This is a genomic window from Rhodococcus ruitaii, from assembly GCF_055230935.1.
Genome location: NZ_JBUYWC010000002.1, coordinates 390,167 through 414,689, shown reverse-complemented (window position 1 = coordinate 414,689; position 24,523 = coordinate 390,167). Strand labels below are relative to the sequence as shown.

At 66.0% G+C, this 24,523-nt stretch carries 12 protein-coding genes; 1 reads left to right on the top strand and 11 read right to left on the bottom strand.

Annotation, left to right across the window (positions count from 1 at the left end; genetic code table 11):
- Window positions 1-224: 224 nt before the first annotated feature.
- From ACZI8W_RS02870 to ACZI8W_RS02825, 10 genes are all read right to left on the bottom strand, one after another.
- Complete coding sequence (locus ACZI8W_RS02870; RefSeq protein WP_463366961.1) at window positions 225-1,388, bottom strand: TRAFAC clade GTPase domain-containing protein; 1,164 nt, start codon at window positions 1,386-1,388, stop codon at window positions 225-227.
- Entirely contained in the window at window positions 1,385-2,401 is a 1,017-nt protein-coding gene (locus tag ACZI8W_RS02865; RefSeq protein WP_463366960.1) for a hypothetical protein, read from the bottom strand. Before ACZI8W_RS02865 ends, ACZI8W_RS02870 begins: the two co-directional genes overlap by 4 nt.
- The gene (locus ACZI8W_RS02860; RefSeq protein ID WP_463366959.1) at window positions 2,401-5,127 is read right to left on the bottom strand and encodes a GAP1-N2 domain-containing protein; all 2,727 of its coding nucleotides are present in this window, start codon (window positions 5,125-5,127) and stop codon (window positions 2,401-2,403) included. The genes ACZI8W_RS02865 and ACZI8W_RS02860 overlap by 1 nt, the downstream gene beginning before the upstream one ends.
- A 1-nt stretch (window position 5,128) precedes the next feature.
- Window positions 5,129-7,126: a SaeA-related protein gene (locus ACZI8W_RS02855; RefSeq protein ID WP_463366958.1), complete on the bottom strand. Its 1,998-nt coding sequence runs from the start codon at window positions 7,124-7,126 to the stop codon at window positions 5,129-5,131.
- Between the two features lie 14 nt (window positions 7,127-7,140).
- Window positions 7,141-9,867 carry a magnesium transporter gene (locus ACZI8W_RS02850; RefSeq protein ID WP_463366957.1) on the bottom strand — a complete coding sequence of 909 codons (2,727 nt, stop codon included), beginning with the start codon at window positions 9,865-9,867 and terminating at the stop codon, window positions 7,141-7,143.
- A 1-nt stretch (window position 9,868) separates the two neighbouring features.
- Window positions 9,869-13,441: a tubulin-like doman-containing protein gene (locus ACZI8W_RS02845; protein ID WP_463366956.1), complete on the bottom strand. Its 3,573-nt coding sequence runs from the start codon at window positions 13,439-13,441 to the stop codon at window positions 9,869-9,871.
- 45 nt (window positions 13,442-13,486) lie between these two features.
- Window positions 13,487-16,210, bottom strand: a complete 2,724-nt coding sequence (locus ACZI8W_RS02840; protein ID WP_463366955.1) for a vWA domain-containing protein — start codon at window positions 16,208-16,210, stop codon at window positions 13,487-13,489.
- A complete protein-coding gene (locus ACZI8W_RS02835; RefSeq protein ID WP_463366954.1) occupies window positions 16,195-16,422 on the bottom strand; it encodes a hypothetical protein in 228 nt (75 codons plus the stop codon). The genes ACZI8W_RS02840 and ACZI8W_RS02835 overlap by 16 nt, the downstream gene beginning before the upstream one ends.
- 529 nt (window positions 16,423-16,951) lie before the next feature.
- Complete coding sequence (locus tag ACZI8W_RS02830) at window positions 16,952-17,260, bottom strand: hypothetical protein (protein ID WP_463366953.1); 309 nt, start codon at window positions 17,258-17,260, stop codon at window positions 16,952-16,954.
- A 60-nt stretch (window positions 17,261-17,320) separates the two neighbouring features.
- Entirely contained in the window at window positions 17,321-17,965 is a 645-nt protein-coding gene (locus ACZI8W_RS02825; RefSeq protein ID WP_463366952.1) for an Rv1352/Rv1906c domain-containing protein, read from the bottom strand.
- Between the two features lie 328 nt (window positions 17,966-18,293).
- Between ACZI8W_RS02825 and ACZI8W_RS02820 the strand changes: the two genes are divergently transcribed.
- Window positions 18,294-19,124 carry a helix-turn-helix domain-containing protein gene (locus tag ACZI8W_RS02820; protein WP_463366951.1) on the top strand — a complete coding sequence of 277 codons (831 nt, stop codon included), beginning with the start codon at window positions 18,294-18,296 and terminating at the stop codon, window positions 19,122-19,124.
- Between the two features lie 471 nt (window positions 19,125-19,595).
- On the opposite strand, the gene ACZI8W_RS02815 is transcribed toward ACZI8W_RS02820, so the two are convergent.
- Window positions 19,596-24,422: an AAA domain-containing protein gene (locus tag ACZI8W_RS02815; protein ID WP_463366950.1), complete on the bottom strand. Its 4,827-nt coding sequence runs from the start codon at window positions 24,420-24,422 to the stop codon at window positions 19,596-19,598.
- Window positions 24,423-24,523 lie beyond the last annotated feature (101 nt).

Sequence of the window (24,523 nt, the reverse complement as noted above, 5' to 3'; positions counted from 1 at the left end):
TGGTCTCGGGGTTGGTTGGTTTGGTGGCGCAACCCCCATTCAATCCCGTAGGTCACATCCGTTCACAGTCGCCACGCCGATCGCATGGGCCGTAGATCCCGAGGTCACAGGGCTACGATCCGACCTTTCCGGAGCCCTGGGTCGGGATCCTTGACCGATCCAACGTCAACGGGTATGGCTACGCCATGCAACTACAGCAGCACGGACACTTCTCGACTTCTCGGCTACACCCACACCCCCCGCTGCGCCAGAATCCACCTCACCGGATCCAAACACCGAAACGGCGAGATCCCGTTGTGGTGCAACCTGTCCCCCACCGGCGACTCTCCCAGCGCCGAAACCGCAAAGAACCTGCTGTTCAACACCGCCCCGGTGTGTGGTTGATCCACCGCCATCACCATCGCCTTGGCTTCCAGCTTGTCCAGCAGGCTCCGCACTTCCTCGTGCAACAGCCGCCCGTCCATCTCGTTGTACGGCGCGTATTGCAGGCTCGGATCGCGGGAGAATGCCGCACCCGGGTGCCCCATGATTTCACTCCAGTCGCTGCCTTCGACGTGGTGGAGTGACTGCAACGCATCGAACTTCGACAGCACTACCGCGAGACTGGGTGTTTCGTCCCCGATGATCGACAGCACAGTGCGCAGCACCGACCGCGGATCGCCACCCACCCGATCCTGCACGGGCACAAGGTCGTGCAGCTGTTCTCGTACCGACTCAACACGGAGCGGATCGAACATGAACACCACGCCGTCGGCGTGCGCGAAGAAACGCATGTGCTGGACGTGGACGTTGTTCGGGTTCTCCAGGTCCTCCCCCGCCACATCGCGCAACACCAGGAATTGGCGTCGCCCGTTCCATACTCCGAGCGAGAAGATCAGCGGCTCCCGCTGGTACTGATTGCTCGTGTGCGCGGCCGGCGTCGGTTCGAGGATGCCGCGCTCCTCGTACAGCGGCTTCTCATACAGTTCCCGGTACACCATCTCCGTCTCGGAGGTCACCGGTTCCACGACGCAGTTGAGACGCTCACCGAGCAGCTGCAGAGCTTTGACGAGCACCGCGATGTACACGGTCTTTCCGGTTGCCCGGGCACCGGCCATCGCGATGCAGGTGGTCTGCGCGCCCCGCAGCCCCGCGGGGAGCCTGTAATGGCATGTCGGGCACGCCTCCACGGCCGGTCCGCCTGCCTTCTCTTCCACTACGTCGCTGTCCGGCGTCCAGTCGTCGCCTGCTGCGGCGGGCCGGTCCAGGTACACGACCTGACCGGAGCGCACAGGCGCGCCCTGGTACGCGGTTGCGATCGGGTCAGGCTCCACCTCCGAGGGCGCGGTGGGCACCCACGCGGTCTGTTCAGCAAGAAGCTCAGAGAAGCATCGGGGACATTTCGTCATCGATTCGCACCTTCTTGCTCGACACCGCTGGGCAACCCCGCCACGAGCGACTTCACCGTCCGAAACAGATCCTGGGGATCATCGAGCCACCCACGATTCACCCGACCGGCACCGGCCGACACCACGCTGTCATCCCACTCGAGCTGCTCTACCGGCCCAGCGCCGGCCTGCAGGACGATGGGACGACGTCGCACCCCTGGTGTAGGCGCGAGCGCGTGGTCTGCGGGTACAGCATCGGTGATCGTGAGGACCAGCGTGGGTTCGGTATACCGCGACCGGTCGACGATGGCCGATCGGAATCCGATTCCGAGTCCGGCCGCGTCGAGAGCGGACTGCACCGACTGCGCTGCGACTCGCAGTTCGCCGGTCGGCACGAAAGTCGCTCGGTGTCCGATCAGATTGACATACAGCTCTTCTCGACTCCCGATCACTGCGGTGATGCCTGTCAGCAGGTCGACGACGTCGCGCACGCTACCGTCCTCGATGTGCGGCAGCATCGACATCGTGGTGTCGATGTCGACGTCGACCCGAACCTGTTTGGTCTCCGGCAACCTGTCGACGCCAAGGACGCCACGGGCCGCCGAACGCGCCCTGGCACCGAGTTCGTTGAGCGGAACATCGACAGCGGTCTTGCGTGCGTGGACAGCAAGACGGTCGCCGACGGGTGCGATCGTCGCGAGTTCTACGTGGTGCAGACCCGACACGTCGAGCGGCGTCAATTCTGCACGGTCGGGATCGGCGCTTCCGGTCGTATCGACCGCGACCGTAGCTTGGAGGACCGTGCCCTGCGGAAATCCCCGCTCGTGGCCCGGCGTTGCCACGACCACGATCTCGGCGTCGATACGCGGCAACACCAAGAATCCCGGCTTGGGATGCAGCGCCGAGGGCACCTCTCCCCCGTCTGACGTGAGTGCACGAACCATGATAGGCAGGTCGAGCGCGGTCACCGTGACCGCGAGCGGTTGCCTCGGCAACGCCACCCGTCCGGCTCCATCAAGTACGTAACCCGGCATCAGATCGATCCTCTCGGTCCGGAAACAACACGGTCGGCGTCGGCCAGTCGCTGGTCGAACCACCACACGACGAAGGGCTCGTAGGGTTCACACGCGCGGTCGATATCGCGATCCCCGCGAGCCCGGAGCTGGGCACGCACCATGGCCATTACGGCGCCCGGACCACGGAACCAGGGCGCAGGCAACAGTCGTGTGACCACTTCGTCGAGCAGCCCTCGACTTCTCGAACCCGATCCGATGACGAAACGATCCAGCACACTCGACGAACTGAGAGGCATGGATCTCCTCGGTGCCTGAGGCGAGCTGAAGACCGCGTGCGCCACCAGCCATTCCGGCTCCACCACACCCGAATCCACCAGATCCGCAAGCGCATCCACCGCGTACTCCGATTCGGCCGTAGCCGCATCGGCCAGTGCATCGACGTGCTCGTGCGGCATGACAGGCATGGAGGACAGATTTCGCGAGTCGCGAGCGATCACGCCGACAACGAACACCACGAGCCGAACGAGGAGATCCGGTGGAAGGCCGGCCTCGTAGCGGCGGGCATAGTCGGCGACGACACGCACGCCGTGGTTCTCCCATGCCCGATCGAAGTCGTAACCTCCGACGTCCTTCCAGCTTCCGTGACATCTGACCGCAGCCCAACTCGCCGCGAGGTCGTCGTGAGCCGGCCGGGATTGCCAGATCCCGTGTAGTTCGCCGCGCCGAACTCGAGTCAGGTGCTGGTGGAGTGCCGCGACGTCTGCTCTCGACGCGTCGCACACCACCGCGTCCAACAGGTAGCGGGGAGCGATCACGCTCGGATACACCTCGACCATCCGGCGCCACTGGGCAGCGGTCCAGTCGAGCGACTCGACGACCTCGTCCAACCCCGCTATCCACGGGGCCCCTTGATCGACCTCCGAAAACGCCCGCCACACCGCAACTGCCGCCAACTCGCTGGGCACTCGCCCACCGCGCGTGGATAGCTCGAAGACGCCCTCTGCGACGAGGACGCACACGGGAGAAGGCACGGTGGATCGCTCGGCAGCAAGCTCGTCGAACGTCGGCGGTTGCTTCATGCTGCTCGCAAGCCACTCGAACACCGACTTGTCCAGCCGCCTCCCGAGCGACCGCGCAAGGAAGTCGGGGTGTGTGACCACGGCCGGCTGCAGGTAGTCGACACACGTCGTCTCTCCGAGGCGGCCGACCTCCGCGGCCACCGCGGGCCCTACACTGCCGTCGCACAGCACCGGCACCACGCCGAGTTCGAGGATCTCGAAGGCCAGATCTGCGCCGCGCGCCCCGACGAGATCTGCACGCAAGATGGCGTCGAGTATCCGCAGGGCCTCGATAGCAGCACTCGCGTGCCCACGACTCGTGTGCGCATGCCTGCGAAGTTCTCCGAGCATTTGTTCGGCGTCCGCGACAAGGTCGAGACTGCGGTCGCAGTACTCGAAGAGTGCGCGTCGCGCCGAATCTGCTCTGCCAATCCATTCGCGGTCGTCGAAGGCCCGGTGTGCGAAGACCCTCCCCGCGAGTGCGCGCACTGCTGGTGCGAGGGTGTCGTCCAGGGCCCATCGGCCGAGTGTGTGTGCCGCGTCCTCTGTGGTGTCGCCCAGCTGGTGGTCGACCACGCTGACTATCAGTGCTGCGAACTCTGTTCTGGCGACGTTGTCGGGACTCTGCTCGAGCAGCACCGTCGTGGCTTCGTCGAGAGCGTCGTGCAGTGCACTCTCTGCGACCACCGCCATTGCGAGCGGCCACATCGGTGCGAGTCCGTTGTCCCCGACCTCACCCGCGATCTCGTCCTGGTGTGCCAGGGCACGACGCGCGATGTCGGCATCGACGAGAACTGTCTGCGCAAGCAACGACCACGGACTGACAGGTACGATATCGCCGTTCTCGACGCAGTGTGGTTCTCCGTCCAGTTCCCCGAGATCGGGTGATTCGAGTTCACCGAACACGACGCAACCGGGCCAGTCTCCCGGGAGGTCGTCGAGTGGAACGGCGATCAGGTGCGCGCCACTCGCAAGGGCGTCATCAATGGCGTGGAGGCGGTCGAAGGTCGACCAGCTGAATCGGCGAGCAGTGCCCGGCGACATGAAGTGCGAGACGGCGGCGATCCAGTGTGCTGCCCTGTCCGTGTCGTGGCAGCCGAGCACAACCGGAGGCCCACCAGCGAGAGCCCGGCCTACGGCGTCCAGCAGCACGCTGAAGGTGCCGATGCGCCAGGTGGTGGGTTCGAGGAGGAAGTCCAGCACGGCGTCGCGCGAGGCGAGACCACTCGGTGCGGGTTCGATAGAACCGATGGTGGACGCCGCCACCTCGTCGGCACCGTACGGGGTGAGCCAGCCCTGGGAGCCCCACCGCTCGATGGGACGAACAATCGACGAGGTAGCGAGCCTGTCGATCATGCTGTGCGCGAACACATTTCCTGGTCTCCCTGAAGCGTCGGCACCTGCGGGCACCGTGTGCCAGTAGAGACCGGTCCGGCCCGGACCCAGGGTATACATCAACCGACGAGGACGCTTGCTCAGCTCGTCGACACTCGGGAATCGCGGAACCGGCGGTATCGCCTCGAACCGCGTCACGACACCCGCGCGCAGACGTTCTTCCTCATCGCGGTCGACGTCGCCGCTGAGGTCCTTGACCTGCCATCCGCCGGCGGTCGCGGTGTCGGGACGGTCGAAAGAGGTATAGGTGAGCTGGCCGAACCTCTGGCGTCCGGCGTCCTCTACGGCCACGTCACTGCACCTGATCGTCGAGCGGTTGCCGTTCGATGAGGTCGAGGTTGATCTGCTCGATGGGAGGGTCGAGCAGCGCGATGGTGCGAGCCCTCTCGGGTGGCACGTCTGCGAACACCCGGATGAATCCCGTCTTGGCGCTCACGTCGACGAGCCAGGGTTGTCCCCACTCACGCCGAAGTCCGCCGGGCTGGAAGTTGCGTGCGCCCGGCTGGGTGCCTGCTCCCCCTCGGATTTCGAGCGGCTGCCCGTCCCGCGCGCTCAGCGGCAGTCGCCTGGCGTTGTGGACAACGACGAACGGTGGCGCGCTGGTCAATTCGATCTGAGAGACGAGACGAATCGCGAGTACCAGACCGCCGGGTGTGTGACGAGGTTCAGCACTGTACTGCACTCTGAGAAGCCCCGGGTAGTCGACGGTGGCCGGCTGACCGACGATCCGTTCTCCCGCGGTGTATGCGATGGCCACGACGTGCACGGCACATCCCAGCTCGGGGAGCTGATCTATCAGGTGCAGGCCACCGTCTCGCTCGTACTGGGATCGGGAGATCTCCGCGACCGGTCGCTGTTCGATGGCGTGTGCGGCAGGGACCTGGGCTGCACTGACGTAGACGGAGACCGACGCAGCGCCTTCCGGCCAGGGGAACGTCACGACCTGCTCGGTGTGTCGTTCGATGATCCGAACACCTTTCAGCGCAGGCAGCGGACGAGTCGCGATGACTGTCCGCCCCACCTGCACCTGACCGTCGAGGACGGTGACCGGAGTGAAGTAGGCGCGCACCCACCCGCGGGGCCACGACACGGTGGTCATGCTGTGGCGGCCGCTCTCGTCGACCACAACGGGGTGCACGAGCCGCGCCGAGGCAGGCAGTCCGCCGGAGACGTCGAGCGCACTCGCATCCAGAAGCTCCCGATCGATTCCCGCTCTGGGCGCGGATTCCGTGCGGTACATGACGACGGCACCGATCTCCGGTGGTGTCCATCCCAGATCGAAGTGAAGGTCATCGTCCTGCCCGTAGGTAGTGACCTGCAGGTCCGTTACCGGTTCGAGGACGGCAGAGACGAGTACTTCCGCCTGTGCTGCCGGAGACAGACGGGTGTGGCCGTCCACCTCGATCTCACAGATCGCGCGGAAGAGGTAGCGGTGGCCGCGATGCGGGTCGCGGTCGACGAAGCCACCGAGATTGGGTTGGTCGGCGAGGATCCGGTGCCGAGGGTCGTTGGTCACCGGCGAACGTCCGTCGAGTGGGATGCGCAGCACCCGAACACGGGACACGCCCGGCCACACCGACCATTGACCGATGACGGCACCGTCGTCCTCGATGACGACGAAATCCTGAACGGCGCTGAGCAGATGCCCTTCGGCGACGAGTACGGGTTGACGTGCTCCCGCGTCCCGGTCGTTGCTTCCGATGTGCGCCCACACCTGCAGGTAGCGGACGGCAGCCGCCGCCGGAGCAGTATCGATGATCATCGTGCCGCGTGTGACACCGACAAGTCGGCCTGCTTCCGGCTTGTAGGCGCGGTGGGTCTCCCCCGAGACAACCCGGTACAGAACGGTCGAACCCGTTCGTTCGGGCAACCCGGTCCATTCGAGCCGATATCCGCCGGTCGGTTCTGGAGTGATCGTGAGCGGTCCGGCCTCGAACTCCGACTCGCCGTGCAGGTATTCACAGAAATCTTCGGTACCCAGATCGACCAGGAACTCGCTACCGGGGAGCGGTTCGGCGACGGGCACAGAGTCCGAATCCGCCGGCGGGGTGTCAGCCTCCCCGCCTCCGTCGGGGTCGTCTGCAGTTGCCGACGTCAGCGCACCGACCAACCCTTCCACCAGCAACTTGGCGTGGCGCGGCAGCATCGGTTCGATCTCGTCCACCGTCCGTCGGTTGGACCGGATGATCTGCTGCAAGTGCGTGTCCTTGAGCAGGCCCGGCCGCAGTCGACCCTTGTCGACCTCCTGCTGCCGCCACTGCTTCAGCGCCTCGAACACACCTTCCGACACGGAAATCCTCGCTCTCAGAAGTTGATGCCGTCGACGGCGGGGGGCACGTACGAACCCGCACCGGACCGGCGCATGGGCAGATCCTCACGCTGCGCGGGGCGCATCGCGAAGTCCGGAACATCCGGAAGCTCGAGGGGTGCGCCATTCGACGTGGACCGGCGTGCGAGATCTTCAGCCGAGACCCCCTCTGTGTACTGGGTGGTCACTGCGACGAGCCCACATCCCACGCGCGTCGTCGTGGGGACTTCGCCGACCACAGCGGATGCTCCGCGCATGATCGCGGTGTCGCTGAACGCCGCGCGGTCGAGACGCCCGCCCTCGGTGGGGCGACCGACCCCGGCGAGGAACTCGTCCACTCCGGCGCGCCGGATGGTTCCGTCCACACGGAATTCGATGACGTCGAGCAGTTCTCGCGCGAGATCGGTGCGAGGACCCGTGAGTTCCTCCATGGCCCGCTGCCAGATCACGGCAGCCCCGGTGGACTGCACCTGTCCGCGGTACAACATCAGCGACCAGTCATCGAGCGGCGAACCGGACCCGGCGCCCGCCTTCGTCGCCAGCAAGCTCGGTTCACGTTCGACGTCACGTGCCGATCCGCCGAGCGCTGCCCCCGCTCCGTTCGACACGGTGTCCCACGGTTCGGTGAGCCAGCCGACGGTGAACAGATCCTGGCGGAGTTGATCCGCGACCCGCTCGATCTTCTCGTCGTCGGGGCTTCCCGACCCGATGGCGCTGTGCCGGGGCAACCCCCATTCGACCCGCCGGTGGATGGTGAGGACGTGCTCGGGCACCCCGAGCGGCCGAGCGAGGAACGCTCCGAGAGCACGGCTCCACGACAGGTATTGACGGTATGCACCTGTCAGTACCTCGATCTCCCGCAGGGCCGCGCGGAGGTTGACCCGGTCGGCGTCGTGGGCAGCCGCCATCGCTTCGCGCTGGGCGAGTGAGTCTTCCAAGTACTGTTGCGAACGCTGGCAGATGAACGTGACGGCGACGCCCCACCCGAGAATGCAGAGCGCGATCAGCGGGCCACCCCACCACCACGAGATGACGTCCTTCCAAGCCAGCACTCCGGCGACGACGCCGAGCAGCACACTGACCAGGGTGGCGATGTGCACACGCCGGAACATGCGTTTCTGCACTTCGGCGCTTTCTTCGGCGGGATCACGCAGAGCTTCCATGCCCTTGATCCGCGTGAGCAGTGTGCTCGCTTCGGAAATGTCGGCGGTGAGTCGAGCCGTGAGTATGGAGCCGAATGTGACGGCGTAGCTGTGTCTGGTTCGGCCCATCCATGCCTTCAATGCGGCGCCGGTCCGGCGGGCGTCCAAACCGATCACCTGGTCGTGTTCGAGTCCCTGCAGTTCGTTGCGGAACTCGTCGATGCCGAGGAGGTCCGGTGCTTCGGCGACGTGGGCTCGGGTGGTGGCAGAGACGACGCCCGGGATGTCGGTGAAGTCGTCGCCCGGACCGGGAATGATATCGGCCGCGGATCTCAACACCGCGCGGTGGGCGCCGACCTGGATAGGTGGCAGACCCGCCGACCGTTCCGATGCATCAGCCAGGGTGAGAGCGCCGCGCGCGTAGTCGCGCCAGAGCGCCGACAGATCCGGCGCGGGTTGGGAGGATCCCTTCCCTTGGTCGAGTGCAACGCCGATCTCACGCGACGCTGATTCGTACGCCGTCCACGACACACGGTTACCGTCGCCGTCCACTCCCCCGACCACCACCGCGTACGCAGCAGGAGACGATCCGAACAGCGCCCGCTGCGCTGCGGACGCCATGGACGTCGACGCGCGGAATACGACCCGGTCGAACAGAACGGACGGCGCGTTCTTCAGCACCGCGAGCAGGAACCGTCCGGTCATCTTCAGGGCGTCGAGCAACGTGATGGCACGCGGTTCCCGCTTCGGCGGTGCACTTTCCCGCGGGCCGATCAGCAGGTGCTGGTGCTTCTTCCACACCGCGTGCGCCATCTGCCTGGTGGCGGCGGGCACGTCGTCCACATACAGGACGGCTGTGCCCGCGTCACGCGGCAACGGCAGTTGACCATCGAACTCCAACAGTTCGGAATGAAGGCGGTGTTCGGCGTGCGAGGTGTCGAGACGGCGGTAGAACGATCGCACCACCCGCAGCGAGTTGCCGGGGAGGACGGGTTCGTCGTCGAACGGGGTGTGCTCGATATCGGTCCACAGACCGGTGATTCCTGCAATGACCGGTGCCGCCTGGCGTCCCACGTCGACCGGGTCAACAGTCATCGTCAGGGACTCGTGCCCCATGCCGGGACCACGGGAATCCTCGGGGGCGACGAGCAGGTTGTGCCAGCCGGCGAGCGCGACAGTGGCCGAGGCCGGATGTTCGTCGGCAGGTCGCCGAAGCAGCACCCGCATGCGCACGCAGCGCGCGCCACCGGAGTTCGCCGACAACAGTTCGGCGAGCATCGTTTCCGTCGCGAGGCGGACGGGCACCGCATCTGTGCCGCTGGGAACCAGCACGCACAGCCGGACGAGGTCGTAGTGGCGGGATGCCAGGACATCCTGGAGGGTGACGGTGTGGTCGACACCGCGGTCGGTCTCCGCAGCGGAGATCCGCGCGCCCTGTCCGCCGATGTCGGTGTCGTCCAGCCACACGAACGACCCCACCAGCTCGGCGGCCGACAGATCCCGCAGTACGTCGCGGACTCCTCGGGCCGGCCCCGGAGAGCCGACGAACACAGTCAGTGCGGATGTGCCGTGCGTCGCCATGTCAGAACTGCCCCATGTCCGGGATGCGGAAGGTCTGCGCCGTGGCAGTGGGAACACCCACCGCCGGAGTGTGTTCCGGGTGGACCGGTCGCTCGGCGCGCACCTTGCACTCCTCGATCAGAGCAATGAGCTCACCTGCCGCCCAGTGCACGTCTTCAGCGAGGTCGCGGAAAATCGGTGTCTGCGAGGCCTGTTCGCGCAACGTGATCGTCGAGAACACTCCGCCGCCGATCGCTCCATCGCGTCCCGGTGCCACGTAATGGTGCCCGGTGAGGTCGCGCACGGTCGTGAGCCACGCGATCGCGTTCTTGGCGCGGGCGTCGATCGACACGTCGGATCCGGTGTCGGCGACCTGCGACTGCCAGCCGGTACCGGTGTCGCCGGTGCGCAGCCAGTCGGTGAGTACCGTCTTCGCCGACACTTCGAGGATGCCGCTGGCGGGCTTCTCCGCCGACCCGTCGTAGGTCGCCCGCAGCGCGCGGTAGGGCGCCATCGAACTCATCACCGGCGACTCGTGCGAGCGGGCCATGGCGAGCAGGACCGATTCGAGGACCGCGGGGAGCCAATCGTTCTGTGCGAGGAACCGGGCCGGTGGGGTGAGCAGTGGGTTCGGGAAATCCAGCCAGGTCGACGACGCGCCGTCCCACACGCGCACGGGCTCGTCGTACGGCTCCGCGGGAAGCCGCAAGCGCCCGGTGACGAGACCGAGAAACCATCCCGCGGTCATCGCCCGGCGTTCGCTCTCGTGCATCGGCAACGACGCGACGAGCGGACGCGCGCGGCGCCACTGCCAGAACGCCTCCTGCTGGGCGGGGGTGGAGTCGGCCCACTGCTTGGCAGCGGGAACGACGACAGAGTCGTAGGCCAGTGGAGAATAGTTCGGGTACGAACCGAAGATGTCGATGCGGGTGAGCTTGTCTTCTTCGGTCAGCAAGCGGTCGAACGCCGCTCGCGTCTCGTGATCGATCATCGGATTCTTCTGCAGCACCTGCGACAACGCGTCCGCAACAGGGAGATTCTGGAACGGGATCGATGTGAACTTGTAGCGGTACTCGATCTGCTGACCCGGATGCAGCGCCTCGAGTGCCTGCTGATTCACGCTCGCGAGGGGCCGGGCGAGCGAGAGCGCCTCGACGAACTTCGCTTGCACACGATGACGCCGTTCGTCCAGCGCGTACTCCGGAACCGAGACATCCTCGATGTACTCGCGCAGCGACACCCGGCAGAAGCGGTCGAACGACTCACCCGTTCTCGCCACGAACTGCCGTGCCCGCTCGAGCAGCTCCGCGGGTCGCACATGCACGTCGTAGCGCGCCGCGGACGGCACGAGGGGTTCGCGGGTGGCCGGGTCGAACGGGAAGGCGCGGGTCCGCCAGGCCGACGTGCGTTCGAGCACGGGGCGTTCGTCACCGGGCGGGAGACTGCCGTCGATGGTGGTCCAGATGCCGGTGACCACGTCCACCACGGCGCTTTCCACTGCGGTTTCGAACGGCGGTGTGCCCATACTGTCCGAGGTCACTGCCATCGGCAGATCGGTACGGTACTGGTTCATGAACTCGGCCGACGGCGTCAGCATCACTTCGTTGTTCGCTTCCGCGAAGCGCTTGGGGACGCGGTCGCTCTTGTCCGCCGGCCACGCGCCGTACTGGTCGGTGGTCAACCGGGCGAGGCCCACATCGCTCGCAGGCTTGTTGCGATCCTTGCGGAGCGCTGTCTGAGAATCATTGAGCGCGTCCAGCAGTGGCTTGAGGATCTCAGGTACGAATGCAGCGGCGACCTCGGACACCTTGCCCGACAGCGATGCATACAGCTGCCGGTAGACGTTCTGACTGCAGCTGGCGATCACCCTATCGAGGATCTCGGCGTCGCTCTCGATGGTGCCTTTGAGCGCCGCGAGCATCTGGGCTGTGTCTGCAGACTGCGCGGTGATGTCTTCCGGGGCGTGCCGCGACAATTCTTCGGCGCCTGCTCGGATCTGATCCTTGACCAGCACCGACAACCTGTTGACCAGACCGGTGGCGTAGGGCAGGCCGAGCTCGGCCACCGACCTGGCTACCGTCTGCTCGATGCGTTGCGCCAATCCGCGGTGCCACTGGAAGGCGTGTCCGAGGGCATGCTGTTCCGCCGAGTTCGCCAGCGCCTGACGGCGTGAGCCGAGCGCGCGCCGGATCTCCGGAATCCACTGCGCCGCGCTCAGCCCACTACCTGACGGAAGGTACGGGCGAAGCTCGGCCTCCACGATCTGGCGAGCCATCCTCTGGCCGTCCTCGGAGGAGAGGACTTCGGCCGTCAACCACGGCCCCACTCCGGCCTGCGCTCCTCGCGGATCGGCCTGCACCACAGGCAGTCCCATGGCCTCGAGCAACGACTTCCACTGGCTGTCGAGCGTCGCGTTGACCTGATCCTCGTCGGACGCAACGCTGCCGACGGCGCGGTGGCCGTCGAGGAGCCGATCGACGGTGCTGCGGGCGAGTCGCTGAGCCGAGTACTCCGCGTACCGGTCGCGGCCCATGCTCAGACTCGAGAAACCGTAGGTACCCCAGGGCAGATTGTCCCACTGGCCACCCCAGCCCATGTTTTCGCGCTGGCCCGACAGTCCGGCACCGTTGGTGAGGTCGTACTGGACGAACTGGCGGGTCGCCGCGCCGCTCATCATCATTCCGGCGAGACCGCGAGCGAGGCCACGGTAGATCGCCTTCTGCGAGCCGTCGCCGAACGGTGCACCTTCGACGCCGACACGGCGGCCGACAGGGAACACGCGCGCGAACGGTACCTTCTCGCCCTCTCCGGCCTGCTGCCCGAGAGCGCGCAGGATCTCGACGTCGTGTTCGCGTGCGGAGCCCAGCTGGCTCGCGACGATCTCGCCGAGCATCGCGAGGGCATTGGCGCGCACGCCGGTGGTCGCGCTGCGGCCCAGGCCGTCGAAGATGTCGGGGGTCACCATGAACACGCCCATCAGGCGTGGATCCAGCTTCGGGACGAGGGTCAGAAGCCGGCACACGTCCAGTGCCATCGACGCGCCGGCACCACCGGCCATCGAGGAGACCACCAGCACGATCGGCGACTCCTCCTGCTCGAAGCTGCCGCTGCCGGGGATGTTCAACGCCGACATCTCGGTGGCCGTCTGCACGGTGAACAGCTGGTCCCATGCCTGCTGCAGCGTGTCGCGGATGCCACCGGCCTTGCTGAGCGTGATCATGCGTCCGAGCGCGCGGTACTGGCCGGCACCCGAACCGATCGGCACCGTCACCGCCGACGGGTCGCGAGGAGCCCACGTGGCGACCTCATGCAGGCTGCTCCTCGCCCCGAGCTGGTTGCTCAGCGCGTTGTCGAGCACCGCGTACGAATCCCCCTGCGGACCACTGCCGAAGTAGTGACCACCCTGGTCACGCACGTTTCCGAGACCGTCCGGTCCGGCCTCGGGTGCAGTCGGCACGTCGACGCTGACGAACTGCCATCCGCCCGGGATCTTGTCGATACCGGCGGCGGCGAGGTCGGACCGGAGCTGATCCATCATGTACGCGAGGGTGACGGCACCGGATCCGCCGCAGCCCACTATCAGAAATCGCCTCATTGTGGTCCTTCCAAGAAATGCGAGAAAAGTGTCGTGTCGGGGCGGTCAGGCACCGGGCGGTCGGAACGGGTCGAAGGGCTGCGCAGAGCTGTTCGACGGCGGCGATCCGGACGGGCCGCCGCTGAACGGTGGGGGTGCACCGAAGGTCGGGGTGCCGAACGGATCGAACGGCGAGGCAGCGGGAGCTCCGACCGTCGTGTCCTGCGTCGGAGGAGGGCCCTGCGTGCCGTTGGCGGCGGGAGCCGATCGTGTGCGCAATTTTTCGATGAGGGCCGGTGCTCGTCGTCCGGCATCGTCGACGAGTCCCCTCACACGCTCGTTTCGCGTGGTTGCGCCGACGAGCAGCAACAGGGTCGCGTGGTCAGCGGGTCCGTCCGGATCGTGCAGCAGAACCCAGTTGTTGTGCACGGCCAGCGGGAGGCGTGCGGTACCCGATCGTCGGTCGGTGCCGGGATTCGCGCTGGATGCACCCAACATTCCTGGAGCCTGCACGAGCACGTAGCCCGCACCCACCGGTGACGCTCCCATCTTGGCTTCGAGTCGGGCTCCGTCGACGTCGAGTGTGCGAGCCGGCTTGTCGAGGTTGCGGACGATTTCTTTCAGGTCGTTGTCCTGCAGTACGAATGGCCGGCCGTCACGAAGTAGACCGGTGTCGGAGATTGTCACGGCGAAGCTCTGCGTTTTGAGTGTTTCGGCCGGGATTCGGGAGGCCCACCATTTGAGGGCATACAGGATCGCGAACGGAATACCGATGCCCAGCAGGAGCACCACCACGAAGCCCAGGAGGAAACGTGTGCTGTCAAGCGGTTTGAGCAGATCGGCGGTGAACGGGACCTCGACGGGCATGGCGCGGTCGAGCTCGCCGTCCGGCGCGATCATCAGCCGGACGGCGCCATTGAATGCACCGTTACCGGCTTCGGGGACCACGAGTTCGACCGGCAGTGTTCCGGTCGAGCCTTCCGCGACCGACACACAGTTCTCGGGAGTGGTAGCGGTAGCAACGGATACCCGTGCGTCGCCGACTCCGTCAGGAACGGCGTCGACACGCGCCGGTGTGGGGTCGGCCCACACACACCCAGGGCCGCCGATCACGAGGTCGCTCGCGAACGTGCCAGACCCTTCGACCGCGCCGAAGTCGACGCGGCTGGGTACCGTCGGGTACCCGATCGGTGGTGCCAGGGTCAGCGGCACGTCGACGTACTGAGGTGTGAGGTCGGTGCCGGGCGCGATGACACCGCCCCACTCGTTGGTCGCGTCAGCCGTCGTCACTTCGAGGACCAACCGCAGCGTAGCTTCGCCTGGGGCGACGTCGGTCAGATCCAGTTCGATCGGAGCGGCCATCTCCTCCTTCGACACGCTCGACGCCAACGTGTGGTCCACGTTCGCCGCGTCGGTGAGAGACACAGACAGAGATGCCGAACCGAGCAGTTCCGAAGGATCGATCGCTTCGCGGTCCGCATCGACGATGCCGAGCTGGACTGCCGACGTGATCTCGCCGGCGTGGATTGCGGTGACATCCTGGCCCAGGAGGGCAGGAAAAAGATTGCCGGAAATATGGATGTTCGACTTCGAACGCGCGCTCGGGGCGGAGCCGTCGCGATCGACGAATACCAACGCCCACATGCCTCGCCATTGGCCCGACTCCGCTTCGGGTTGCTGCATCGTGAACGACACCGACCGGTCCGACAACCAGCGGTAGTCGACATCCACTCCGTCGACTACCGAGTTCGACGCCGACGAGGTGTAGACCATGGGGAGTTCGTCGCCGCTGGGTGTGACGAGTGTCGGGACGAGACCATCGGCGTCCGCGAAACCGAGAACGGTGACCGAGCCGATGGAGTTGTCGAGAACGAATCGGTGTTGCGCCTCGGCACACACTTCGAGTGCGCACACGCCGGTCTCGTTCTCGAGCGGCGCCCGGCCAGGGCTGCTGAACGCGTCGAAAGCAAACAGGAGGTCGTCGATATTCTGAGCGAGGTAGAAGTCGCCGGGCGTGGGGTCGATCCGAGCGCCGCACGCCTGCCCCGCCATCGGTTCGCCGGTGGCGATGGATCGCATGAGGTCGAAGTCCGAAGCCTGGGCGGTGCCATTGGCAAGGCCGACCGCGAAGGTCACAATTCCCGAAGAGCGCAGCTGATCGGCAACGCCGGCGGGACGACAGATCGATTCACGCGCCGCGCCGACGACCTGCGCCACGTTCTCGTCGGTGGACAGCGAAACACCCGGTGCATAGGGCTTTTCCTCGTCGCGCGCGGTGAAGTCCAGCTTGCCGTCGGAGAACCAGGCGATGGCCCGGCACGACGCCGTGGCACCCGCCGAATGCTCCGCCAGGGCGCTCCGCGCGCCGTCGAGTGCGAGCCAGTAGTCGGTATCGAGCCCCGTCGTACGCGAACGAAACGCCTCGACTTCGCTCTGGAGCGCGGGCAGTGTGCCCGAGTCGAGTCGAATCCAGGGTGCATGCATCGTGAATTCCGACGAGAACCCGGCCACTGCGACGTCGAGCTCGACACCGGCCGAGTCTCCGAAGGACGCGAGCTGGCCGAGGAGGTACCTCGCGGCTTCGACGCGCGCGCCGTCCGGATCGGACGTCTGCAGGCTGCCGGACTCGTCGATCATCAGCAGCAGGTCGCCTTCGCGCTGCGATGCCAGGCAGCCACCGAAGTCGGCTACAGCTGCCTCCGGCTGCTGGGCCGAGGCGACCGGTGTCATCAACAGGCAGCCGAGGAGAAGTGCGAGGACGGTGGCGAGCTTCTTCACAGTCGACCCCACCAATCTGCAATCTGCCACGCGCTCAGGAGCACTCCGAGCGCCGCGAACCCCACGGCTGTCCAGTAGAAGCCCTGCGACGGTTTCGACGGTTGATACACGGGGCGAGTCCGTTCCTGCGTATCGGTGGTGATGTATTTCGCCAGGATCAACGCGGCCGCTGGGCCGGACAGCACCCAGCCCGCGTATGCGAATCCGACAGAGTCTCCGGCCATTGCAACTACTGTCGACACGACTCCAACGAGGGCAGCGAAGAGCGCCGTGACGGCCCAGCCGAAGGGACTCTTTCCCTGCGAAAGAGTCCCTGAGGAGCGTGTTGATGCGAGGGAGTCAGGAGCCGCAAACGGCGGCGCTGAGACCGCGGAGGCGAATGGGTCCGGCACGGAACCGAAGGCTGGGGCATCGCTTCCCCACGACGGGCTCGGACCGGGTAGGGAAGTGTCCGTGCTGTCTCGCGAGGTCGAATACTCGCTGAAGTCGAACGGGTCGGGTGATGACTGCACGGGCAACTTTCGGGCTTGCGTCGGGACCGAGCAATCCACCGGATTACCCGGTGGGGGTCGGCGTTGATGATCGTTCAATCGGAGGACCCACAGATCTCGTTACATAGTCTTAAAAATTACTTTTCCGACGTTGTTTGTGCGATAATTTCCGCCTTCTCGGGATCGGCGGGTCCCTCGGGGTTCCGCCTCCCGGGCTGCGGCACCCGATTCAGCTTGCGCAGCCGACCGTGGGCACCACGATCTATCCGAGCTTGTCCGGCGGGAACTCACCGTAGATGCCCTGTGAGTTACCGTTCAGGTAGTGCGCGTGCTGCTCGTCGGCCCGCGCCGCCAGCGCCGACCGCTCCGCCCGTGCACGATCTGCTCGATCCTGTCGCTGCTGACGCGAACGTTCCCACTCTGCACGAGACAGTTCGTATGCCTTCTGTGTTGCCGGAATCGCAGCTGCCACGACCGCCACGACCACGATCAGGCCGAGCAGGATTCGCCAGTGCTCCACGATGAGCCCGACAACGACCAAGAACGCAAAGAAGCCCACAACATTCTTCATTGCCAGCCCACTCTCTTTCGGATTCCGTTCTGCGTGCGCCACTTACATCGTTGCGGCGCCTCATTCGATCTTTGTCCACGTGCCACAGTCGTGAGATGTGAAGGCGACGTCGGACCCGGCAATCGTCACAATCGCCGCGCCGGAGGGAAGGTCGTTCGTGATCAGGTCGCCGAACTCACCCGAGGTACCTGACAGCCTCTCCCAGTAGCACATCGAGCCGCCAGGGGCCTGGTACGTGCCGGGGTTGATGTCCCTACCGACGAGTTGCATGCCGTTCCCGAAGGTCGAGCGAGCAGCCTCAGCTTCCTTCGGTTCGAGGGCGGCTTCCCGCTCGTCGAGTTCTGTCGAGCGAGCGTCGGCCGCGGCGTGTACGGCATCCGCCTCTGCCTGGGCCGCTGCGGCGTCCGCTGCCTGATCTTTCGCGTCCTGCAACGCAGCGTCGGCTTCGGTCTGCGTCGCGGCGGCCGCTTCCTGCTCGGCCTCGAGTTGCGCCCGCTGATCGACCACCGCCGCAGCGACGGCCGCGTCGATCTTCGCCCGGTTCTCTTCCTCCGACGGGGTGCCGGCCAGACCGATGCCGGCACCTGCGACGAGCGCGACCACAATCCCGGCGATCCACGGCCAACGACGTGGCTTACGGATCGACGAGTTCGCCGGATCGGTCGGATGCCGCGGCATCATCGGCATGGTGTAGTTCTCGGTCATCTCGCCCTCGTGATAGGTGTCGGGACAGGCCGCCTCAGCGCAGCCCTGCGTTCGACACACATGAAAGCCGGGAAGCCTGGGACACCGACAGAATCCACTCGATAACACCGGTTATCGGACTGAGCGTGCGAGCAGAGACGAGGTTTCCCTCGGCCAGAAGTATCACGGCACAGTGTTGGTCGACGACGCGAACGGGTGTGCTTCCACGCCCATTCCTCACCTGCCTGCACCTGCCCCCGTCGATGGAGCGAGCAAGTCCACTTCTCCCGTCACCCACGTGTTCACAGTTCGGTATTGACCGAACACCGAACGCCTGATCGCCGAAACCGTGCCTCAGAGCACGACGCTGCTCGTCGTCGCGAACAGAATCACGGAAACTGCACGCACAGCACTTATCCGGAGCCGTACCGGTTACCTCGACCTTCGTGGGCGACTGGCGTTGCGCACCGACCGAATGGTGATCGACGCTCAGGTTGAGCCGGTCACCGAACGCGCTTCTCGGTCCAGTGCTCTCACCGGCAAAGCCGGACTCGAGGTCGCGACCGCGTTGCTGATGCAACCCGAGCGGGCTGTGGCCGTACGTGAGCTGGCGCGCGAATTGGGGCGCTCCCCCAGCACGGTCTCGGAGATCCTCGCCACGCTCCGCCGGGACGGCGTCGTCGATGCACGCAACACCGTGTCGGGAACCGATTTGTTCTGGCAGGTCGCCGAACACTGGCCGACCAGACGTGTTCATCTTGCTTCGCTGCCGTCACCTGGCGACGCAACCTTGACCCGACCGCTGCGGCTCGGCCTCAACCCAGCGGGGAACGATCCCGGGTGGGCACTCACCGATTCCGCTGCCGCCGCTGCATACGGCGCGCCCGTGGCATTCCGTTCGGGTCAGGTACTCGACTTCTTCGTTTGGGATCAATCGATTGTCCGGCGCGCCACGACCCTGCTCGGTGCGGCGGTATCCGAGCGGCAGGCACTGGCCACAGTGAGGGTCGCTCCTGTACCTGCTGTCGTACAGCACCGATTCGACATGGATGCCAATCCACTCGAATGGCCGCTGGCGCATCCACTGTTCGTCGCACTCGACCTGGCTCAGGACACAGGACGAGGGCACGAGATCCTGGACATGTGGACCCCTGACGAACGGTGGACTTGTGTCTGGTAACCATGTCGCCTTCGTCGGGGATGCAATGGCCGCTGTCGTACACGGCATTGTCGAAGTCCGAGCGCTCCTCGCGCGGCCACCTGTCATCGTCGGCGGCCTCGCCGTACTGTCACGGTTGTCGAATCCCTACCGCGCCACCGTCGACCTCGATCTTGTCGACCGGCCACTCGGAGCAGCCCCGCACCTGGAGGTCCTGCGCGCAGCCGACGGTGCGGAGTCCGTCGAGCCTGCCGCAGTCCTACTACCCACCACGTATGGCAAGGTCAAAGTCGACATCCTCGAAGTACGTCAGATCGAACTCGACCAGCCCAGCGATGATCCCGGCGACCGCCTCCACGCCTCTGCACACGCATGGGCCAACGACACAGCCAGCGACTTACGGACCGCATGCGCCGATCCTGATATGCGTGTCCGACAAGCAACATCGTGCTCAATGAGAGTGCTCCGCTGCCCCACCGTCCGACGCAACAATCAACTCCGCTCCCGCACCTCGACCGGCTGGTCACCGAACCTCGCAACCCGATACTGCCTGCGCTCCCCCAACGCTGAGATCTCGTCCACCGCCCCTGCGACGACGAGGTTTTCGAGCACTGCGAGCACGTCCGTCCAGTCCATACCGAGCCGGCCGGCGAGTTCGACCACCGGATACGACTCGTCCCCGAGCGCATCGATGATGATGTCTTCGAGACTTGACGACTCCGCGACCGTCGACGAATCGCCGACCTCGGCGGTTTCGACGACCGGCACCGTGATCACCGGAAAGACCTCGGTGATGGCAGAGTCCATGTCTCGCTCCGGAACCCTTCCGGGCACAACCTCAGCGAGCTCTGCTTCTTCAACGAACTCTGCTTCGTCAACCAGCTCTGCTTCAGCCTGCTGCACCACCGGCGGCTCCACGAAATCAACGAGGTCGTCGGTCTGCGGACTGTCGTCCAGAAATTCGACCGGCGTCCAGCCCACGTCGAGAACGGACTGTGCATCGTCGGCGGTGGGGGTGATGCCTCGCCGTTCGAGCTCACTCCACAGGCCGGCCATCGCCGCGGCCGGATCGAGGTAGTACTCGGATTCACGGACCCGCCAGAACCTCCATCCGCTCCGCTGCAGCTCACGCTCACGTTCGAGGTCGGCACGCTGCTGCTCGGCGCTGGTGTACCAATGGTCGCCGTCGCACGCAACGGCCAACTTGCCTGCCGCACCCGTCACCACCAGGTCGATGATCCGGCTGTTCACTTCCACCTGCGGATTCGCGTGATAGCCGCGAGCAACGACGTCGAGAAACACCTGCTGCTCGAAAAAGCTGCCGAATGCCGGATGCCGTTCGGCGCGCGTCACGCCCTCCGGCATCGGCGCGGCAGGTGTCGGCGACGTCGACTGCATGTAGGTGAGCAGGGAATGCCGCAGGTCCGACGACCGCAGTGTGTCGGCCGTCCGCGAATGGAACAACCACAGCTGATCTTGCGCCCGCGACGCAGCAACATTGAACCGCCGCTGGTATTCGGTCCTCGTCATCGCCGCAATGTTCTGTTCGGGCGCGACGACCATCGACAGGAACACCACGTGCCGCTCGTCGCCCTGGAAATCCGGGGGTGTGCCGACGCGGAGCCTGCGCTGTTCCCACTGATCCGGGGTGAGCCTGTCGAGCAGTTCGTTCTGGATGACGTCGACCTGCGCCTGCCCCTGCAGCACCACCACGCCGAACGTCTTGCCGTCGTATGCCTCGTCGTCGAGGCATTGCACGAGAGTATCGGCGAGAGCACTGGCTTCGACATGGTTCGTCAACGACGAATTCTGACCGGCAGCGACACCGCCCGCGACCGAGGTGGTGCGCAGCGGAGGGAGCCTGTCGGAACCGAACTGCCGCACCGGAACCAGCGGCGCATCCGCATAGAACTGACTGCTGGACCACTCGATGATCTCAGGCATCGACCGGAAATGCTCCCGCAACCGGATGACGCTGCCGAACCGCGACCTCAGCAACGAGAACACACTCGACCTCGGAGTGAAGCTGTCGCGCAGGTACTTCGGGATGTCAGGCAGGTACGAATCGAGACCATTGAACACACCGTCGAGCGCACCCAGTGACATCTCGCTCGGTGCGCACTGTTTGTCGTCGCCCACCACGATCACCCGCGGCGCCAGCCACAACAGGAACAGACTGCTGATGTCGGCCTGGCTCGCTTCGTCGACGATGACGACGTCGAACGAATTCTGTTCGGCCGGAATCGAATCCAATACCTGCTGCAACGGCATCACCCAGGCAGGTACCGCTCCTTGCGCGACCTGCATGGCACCGCGAGCCGCTGCGCGATACCGCTCCGCGTACCTGCCGGTGCCCTTTCCGATACTCGTGACGTGGTCGCGGTACGAGTGGAGGGCTTGGACCTGCTCGGCAGTGGTGCGATCGAGACAGGCGCTCCACGCCTTCTCGGCGGCGAGCTGAGCGGTGAGGTGAGCGATATCTGCCTCGATGGCGTCGAGGTCGTGTTCGAGTTGCCCGCCGTCGCGACGCTCGTGAGTGTGCCGCACCCATTCCTCGGCGCGACGCCACGCCCACGCGCGTTCGATCTGGGCGAGGCGGGCCGGCCACTCGGGGCTACTCGGATCCCTGGCGATGGCCTGCGCGAGCGCGGGCGCGGAGGCTGTCAATCGTGCGTGCAGGGAAACACGCTCGAGTTCCTCCTGGTGCTCGCCCACCGCGTGGCCCCACGCGTCCAGCGCCGCGTTGATGGCTGCGAAGTCTGCGTCGTAGAAAGCCTGGACCAGTGCGCGCCCTTCGGGCGACACTCCACCGCTGATCTCGTCGCGCACATACACGGCGACGGATTCGAGCCAGGTCTTGTTGGCGTCGGCAGTGCCTGCGGCGGCGATGGCCCGAGCCGATTCCGCAACCGAGCGCGCCTGTTCGATGTTCGCGATCCGCGGCGCCCCGGGATTGATCTCCTGCAAGGCCAGTTCGACACTGCGCACCCGCGCGACGAGGCTGTCGATGACCTCACGTTCCCGGTTGACGAACGCCAGAGTTCCGACGGCCCGGCTGCGCGACTCGTCGGGTGCGATGTCGATGCCGAGGTCGTGGAGGACGATCCCCATCACCCGGACCGCGTCGAAGGCGCGAAGGTGCTCGGCGACGACCCGCACCGTGTGAGAAGTGGTGGCCGCAACACCGTCGACGGTCGCGGCCTCGCCGAGCGCCTCGACCGCATGTTGTTCGTCGCTCCGCCGGAACCGGGCGAGACCGCTGCGCCACGTCTCCCCCGCATCCAGTTTGCGGGCCAGCGCGTCGTACGCTTCGAATGCGTGCCGGCCTGACACCGGCGTCTCCACCACGTTGGCGCCGATGAAACGGTCGGCCTCCTGCGCGGCCTGCACCAGAACTGCGAACTCGGCAGTCTTCCCCCACAGGTGCTGGGCTTTGCCGGACAGGACGTCGTCGGCGACGCGCTGGAATCGCGGGTCGAGTTGTTCGGCGTCCTGGAGGGCGCCCTGCAGGTGTTCGCAGAGACCTCGGATGTGCTCGAGCGCCGCGGGGGACGCCCCCTCGAGGATCCGCAGCAGTCCTGACATTTCACTGCCCGCCACTTCACCCGATGCCTGCGCGACCGCGTTGCACGCGTACTGCACGTCGCTCGCGCCGGGAAGGGACAGTTCCGGGAAGACCTGGTGCCGGCGCCGAGCGCGCTCGGCGCTCGACCGCTGGTGCAGCGACAAGAGGGTGTGGAGTTCTTCGGTGCTCAGCGGTGTCGTGTCGGTGAGAAGGGGCGCGGGCAGCCACCCGAAGCGGGTTTCCTGTGCGCGGACCTGCCGGACGATCGACGCAAGCGTGCCCTGATAGCCGACGACAACCTCGGGGTGGACGACCGTCTCCTCCGCCCGCGTCTGCCGAAGCTGCTGCGTGAGCGTGGCGCGCCGACGCGTCGCGTCGGTGCGTTGGGTTGCGAGGTCGCGGATGCGCTGCGTTGCCCGTCGCTGATTGAATTGCGCTTTGCGCGTGGCGATTTCGCTTACACTGTGGTTGAGTTCCGCGGATCCTCCGCGTGCGGCGTCCGTCACCGACACACACAGATCCTGCAGCTCGGGCGGCAGCTTGTCGCGAAGGACGCGCAACGCCTGCGCTTTCTCGCTCGTCACCAATACGCGCTGGCCGTGTGCGAGCAGCGACGACACGAGATTGGCGATGCTGTGAGTCTTGCCAGTGCCCGGCGGACCTTCGACCACGACACCGCTGTCGCCGGTGAGCCTGTCGATGATGTCGCGCTGCTCCTCGTTCGTGGGCAGCGGGAACAGTGGGTCGCCGTCCGCGAGGTGGGCGGCGGACGCGCCGGTGCGGTCGAGCCATGCGACGCGGTCGGCCGGTTCGATCGCTTCGACGAGCTGGGCGAGACCGAGCGGCACCGGGTTCGACTCGTCGGCGGCGGCCTCGATCATGCGGTTGTAGTACTCGATGAGCGCATGGGCGCCGCGTTTGCGCAGCACCAGTGCGGGCGACGGCGTCAGGAACATCTCGGGCGAGGGTGCGTCCTCTGCGTGGTCGACCACGTCGACGCGGACGGTGAGGGCGCGATCGGCCCAGTCCTTGAGGAACACCCTGGCTGCCGGGTCGACAGGTGAGGCCACCTGGGTGACGAGAGATTCCTGCAGGTTGCGGGTGCTGGACGAATCGAACACCTCCAACCCTGCGAGGATTTGGATGTCTTCGAGCGCCGGGCCGGCGTCGGGATTCAACCGGACCAGCAGATCGCCGGATTCCAAGTGACGCTCGACGAGGGTGGACTGCGTGATCAGGTGCGTCCGTACTTCCTGGCCCGCCACATCGGCAGAAAGCTGCAGCAACCCCGACGCGAGCACGAGCTCCATCGATTCGGGCTGGGCTTCGAGGTCGAGCACCGCGCGCTGCAGGAACGTGTAGAGCTGTGATGCGGGGCGTCGCTGACGGTCGACGGCCGCCCATGCCCGCCATTCGGTGAGCCAGGCGTCGTACCCTTCGGATTCGGGTGCGCGGGGGTCGAGGGTGGGTTCGACGGTGGAGTCGTCGATCGCCCCCTGCACATGCGTCGCCAGCAGCTCCGGGGGCCGCGGGGGGTCTTCGAGGTGAACACGCCGCGCGCGAAGGACGACGTCGCCTGCTGCGGCATCGGCACTGAGCCCGATGTCGAGGTTGCCCTCGTCGAGGGGCACCACACCACGATGTTGGTCGAGCACCCGGACGGGCGCACTGCGGGCTTTGACGAGGTCGGACAAGAACGCGAGCAGACGTTGAACGCGGTCTCTCAGCTCAGGGTCGTTCTCCCTCGACTCCATACCCACTCGACTCACCTCGCTTCCACGGTATCCACCCGTCGACAGAGGCGGGCAAGATCACCTTAAGAGTCGTCACCGACATGTCCATGCCCGGTCCCACT

Excerpts from the sequence above, each read along its gene's own strand:
- ACZI8W_RS02815 (WP_463366950.1), bottom strand. The coding sequence starts at position 24,422 with ATGGAGTCGAGGGAGAACGACCCTGAGCTGAGAGACCGCGTTCAACGT.
- ACZI8W_RS02850 (WP_463366957.1), bottom strand. The coding sequence starts at position 9,867 with ATGGCGACGCACGGCACATCCGCACTGACTGTGTTCGTCGGCTCTCCG.
- ACZI8W_RS02865 (WP_463366960.1), bottom strand. The coding sequence starts at position 2,401 with ATGCCGGGTTACGTACTTGATGGAGCCGGACGGGTGGCGTTGCCGAGG.
- ACZI8W_RS02845 (WP_463366956.1), bottom strand. The coding sequence starts at position 13,441 with ATGAGGCGATTTCTGATAGTGGGCTGCGGCGGATCCGGTGCCGTCACC.
- ACZI8W_RS02830 (WP_463366953.1), bottom strand. The coding sequence starts at position 17,260 with ATGAAGAATGTTGTGGGCTTCTTTGCGTTCTTGGTCGTTGTCGGGCTC.
- ACZI8W_RS02825 (WP_463366952.1), bottom strand. The coding sequence starts at position 17,965 with ATGACCGAGAACTACACCATGCCGATGATGCCGCGGCATCCGACCGAT.
- ACZI8W_RS02835 (WP_463366954.1), bottom strand. The coding sequence starts at position 16,422 with ATGGCCGGAGACTCTGTCGGATTCGCATACGCGGGCTGGGTGCTGTCC.
- ACZI8W_RS02870 (WP_463366961.1), bottom strand. The coding sequence starts at position 1,388 with ATGACGAAATGTCCCCGATGCTTCTCTGAGCTTCTTGCTGAACAGACC.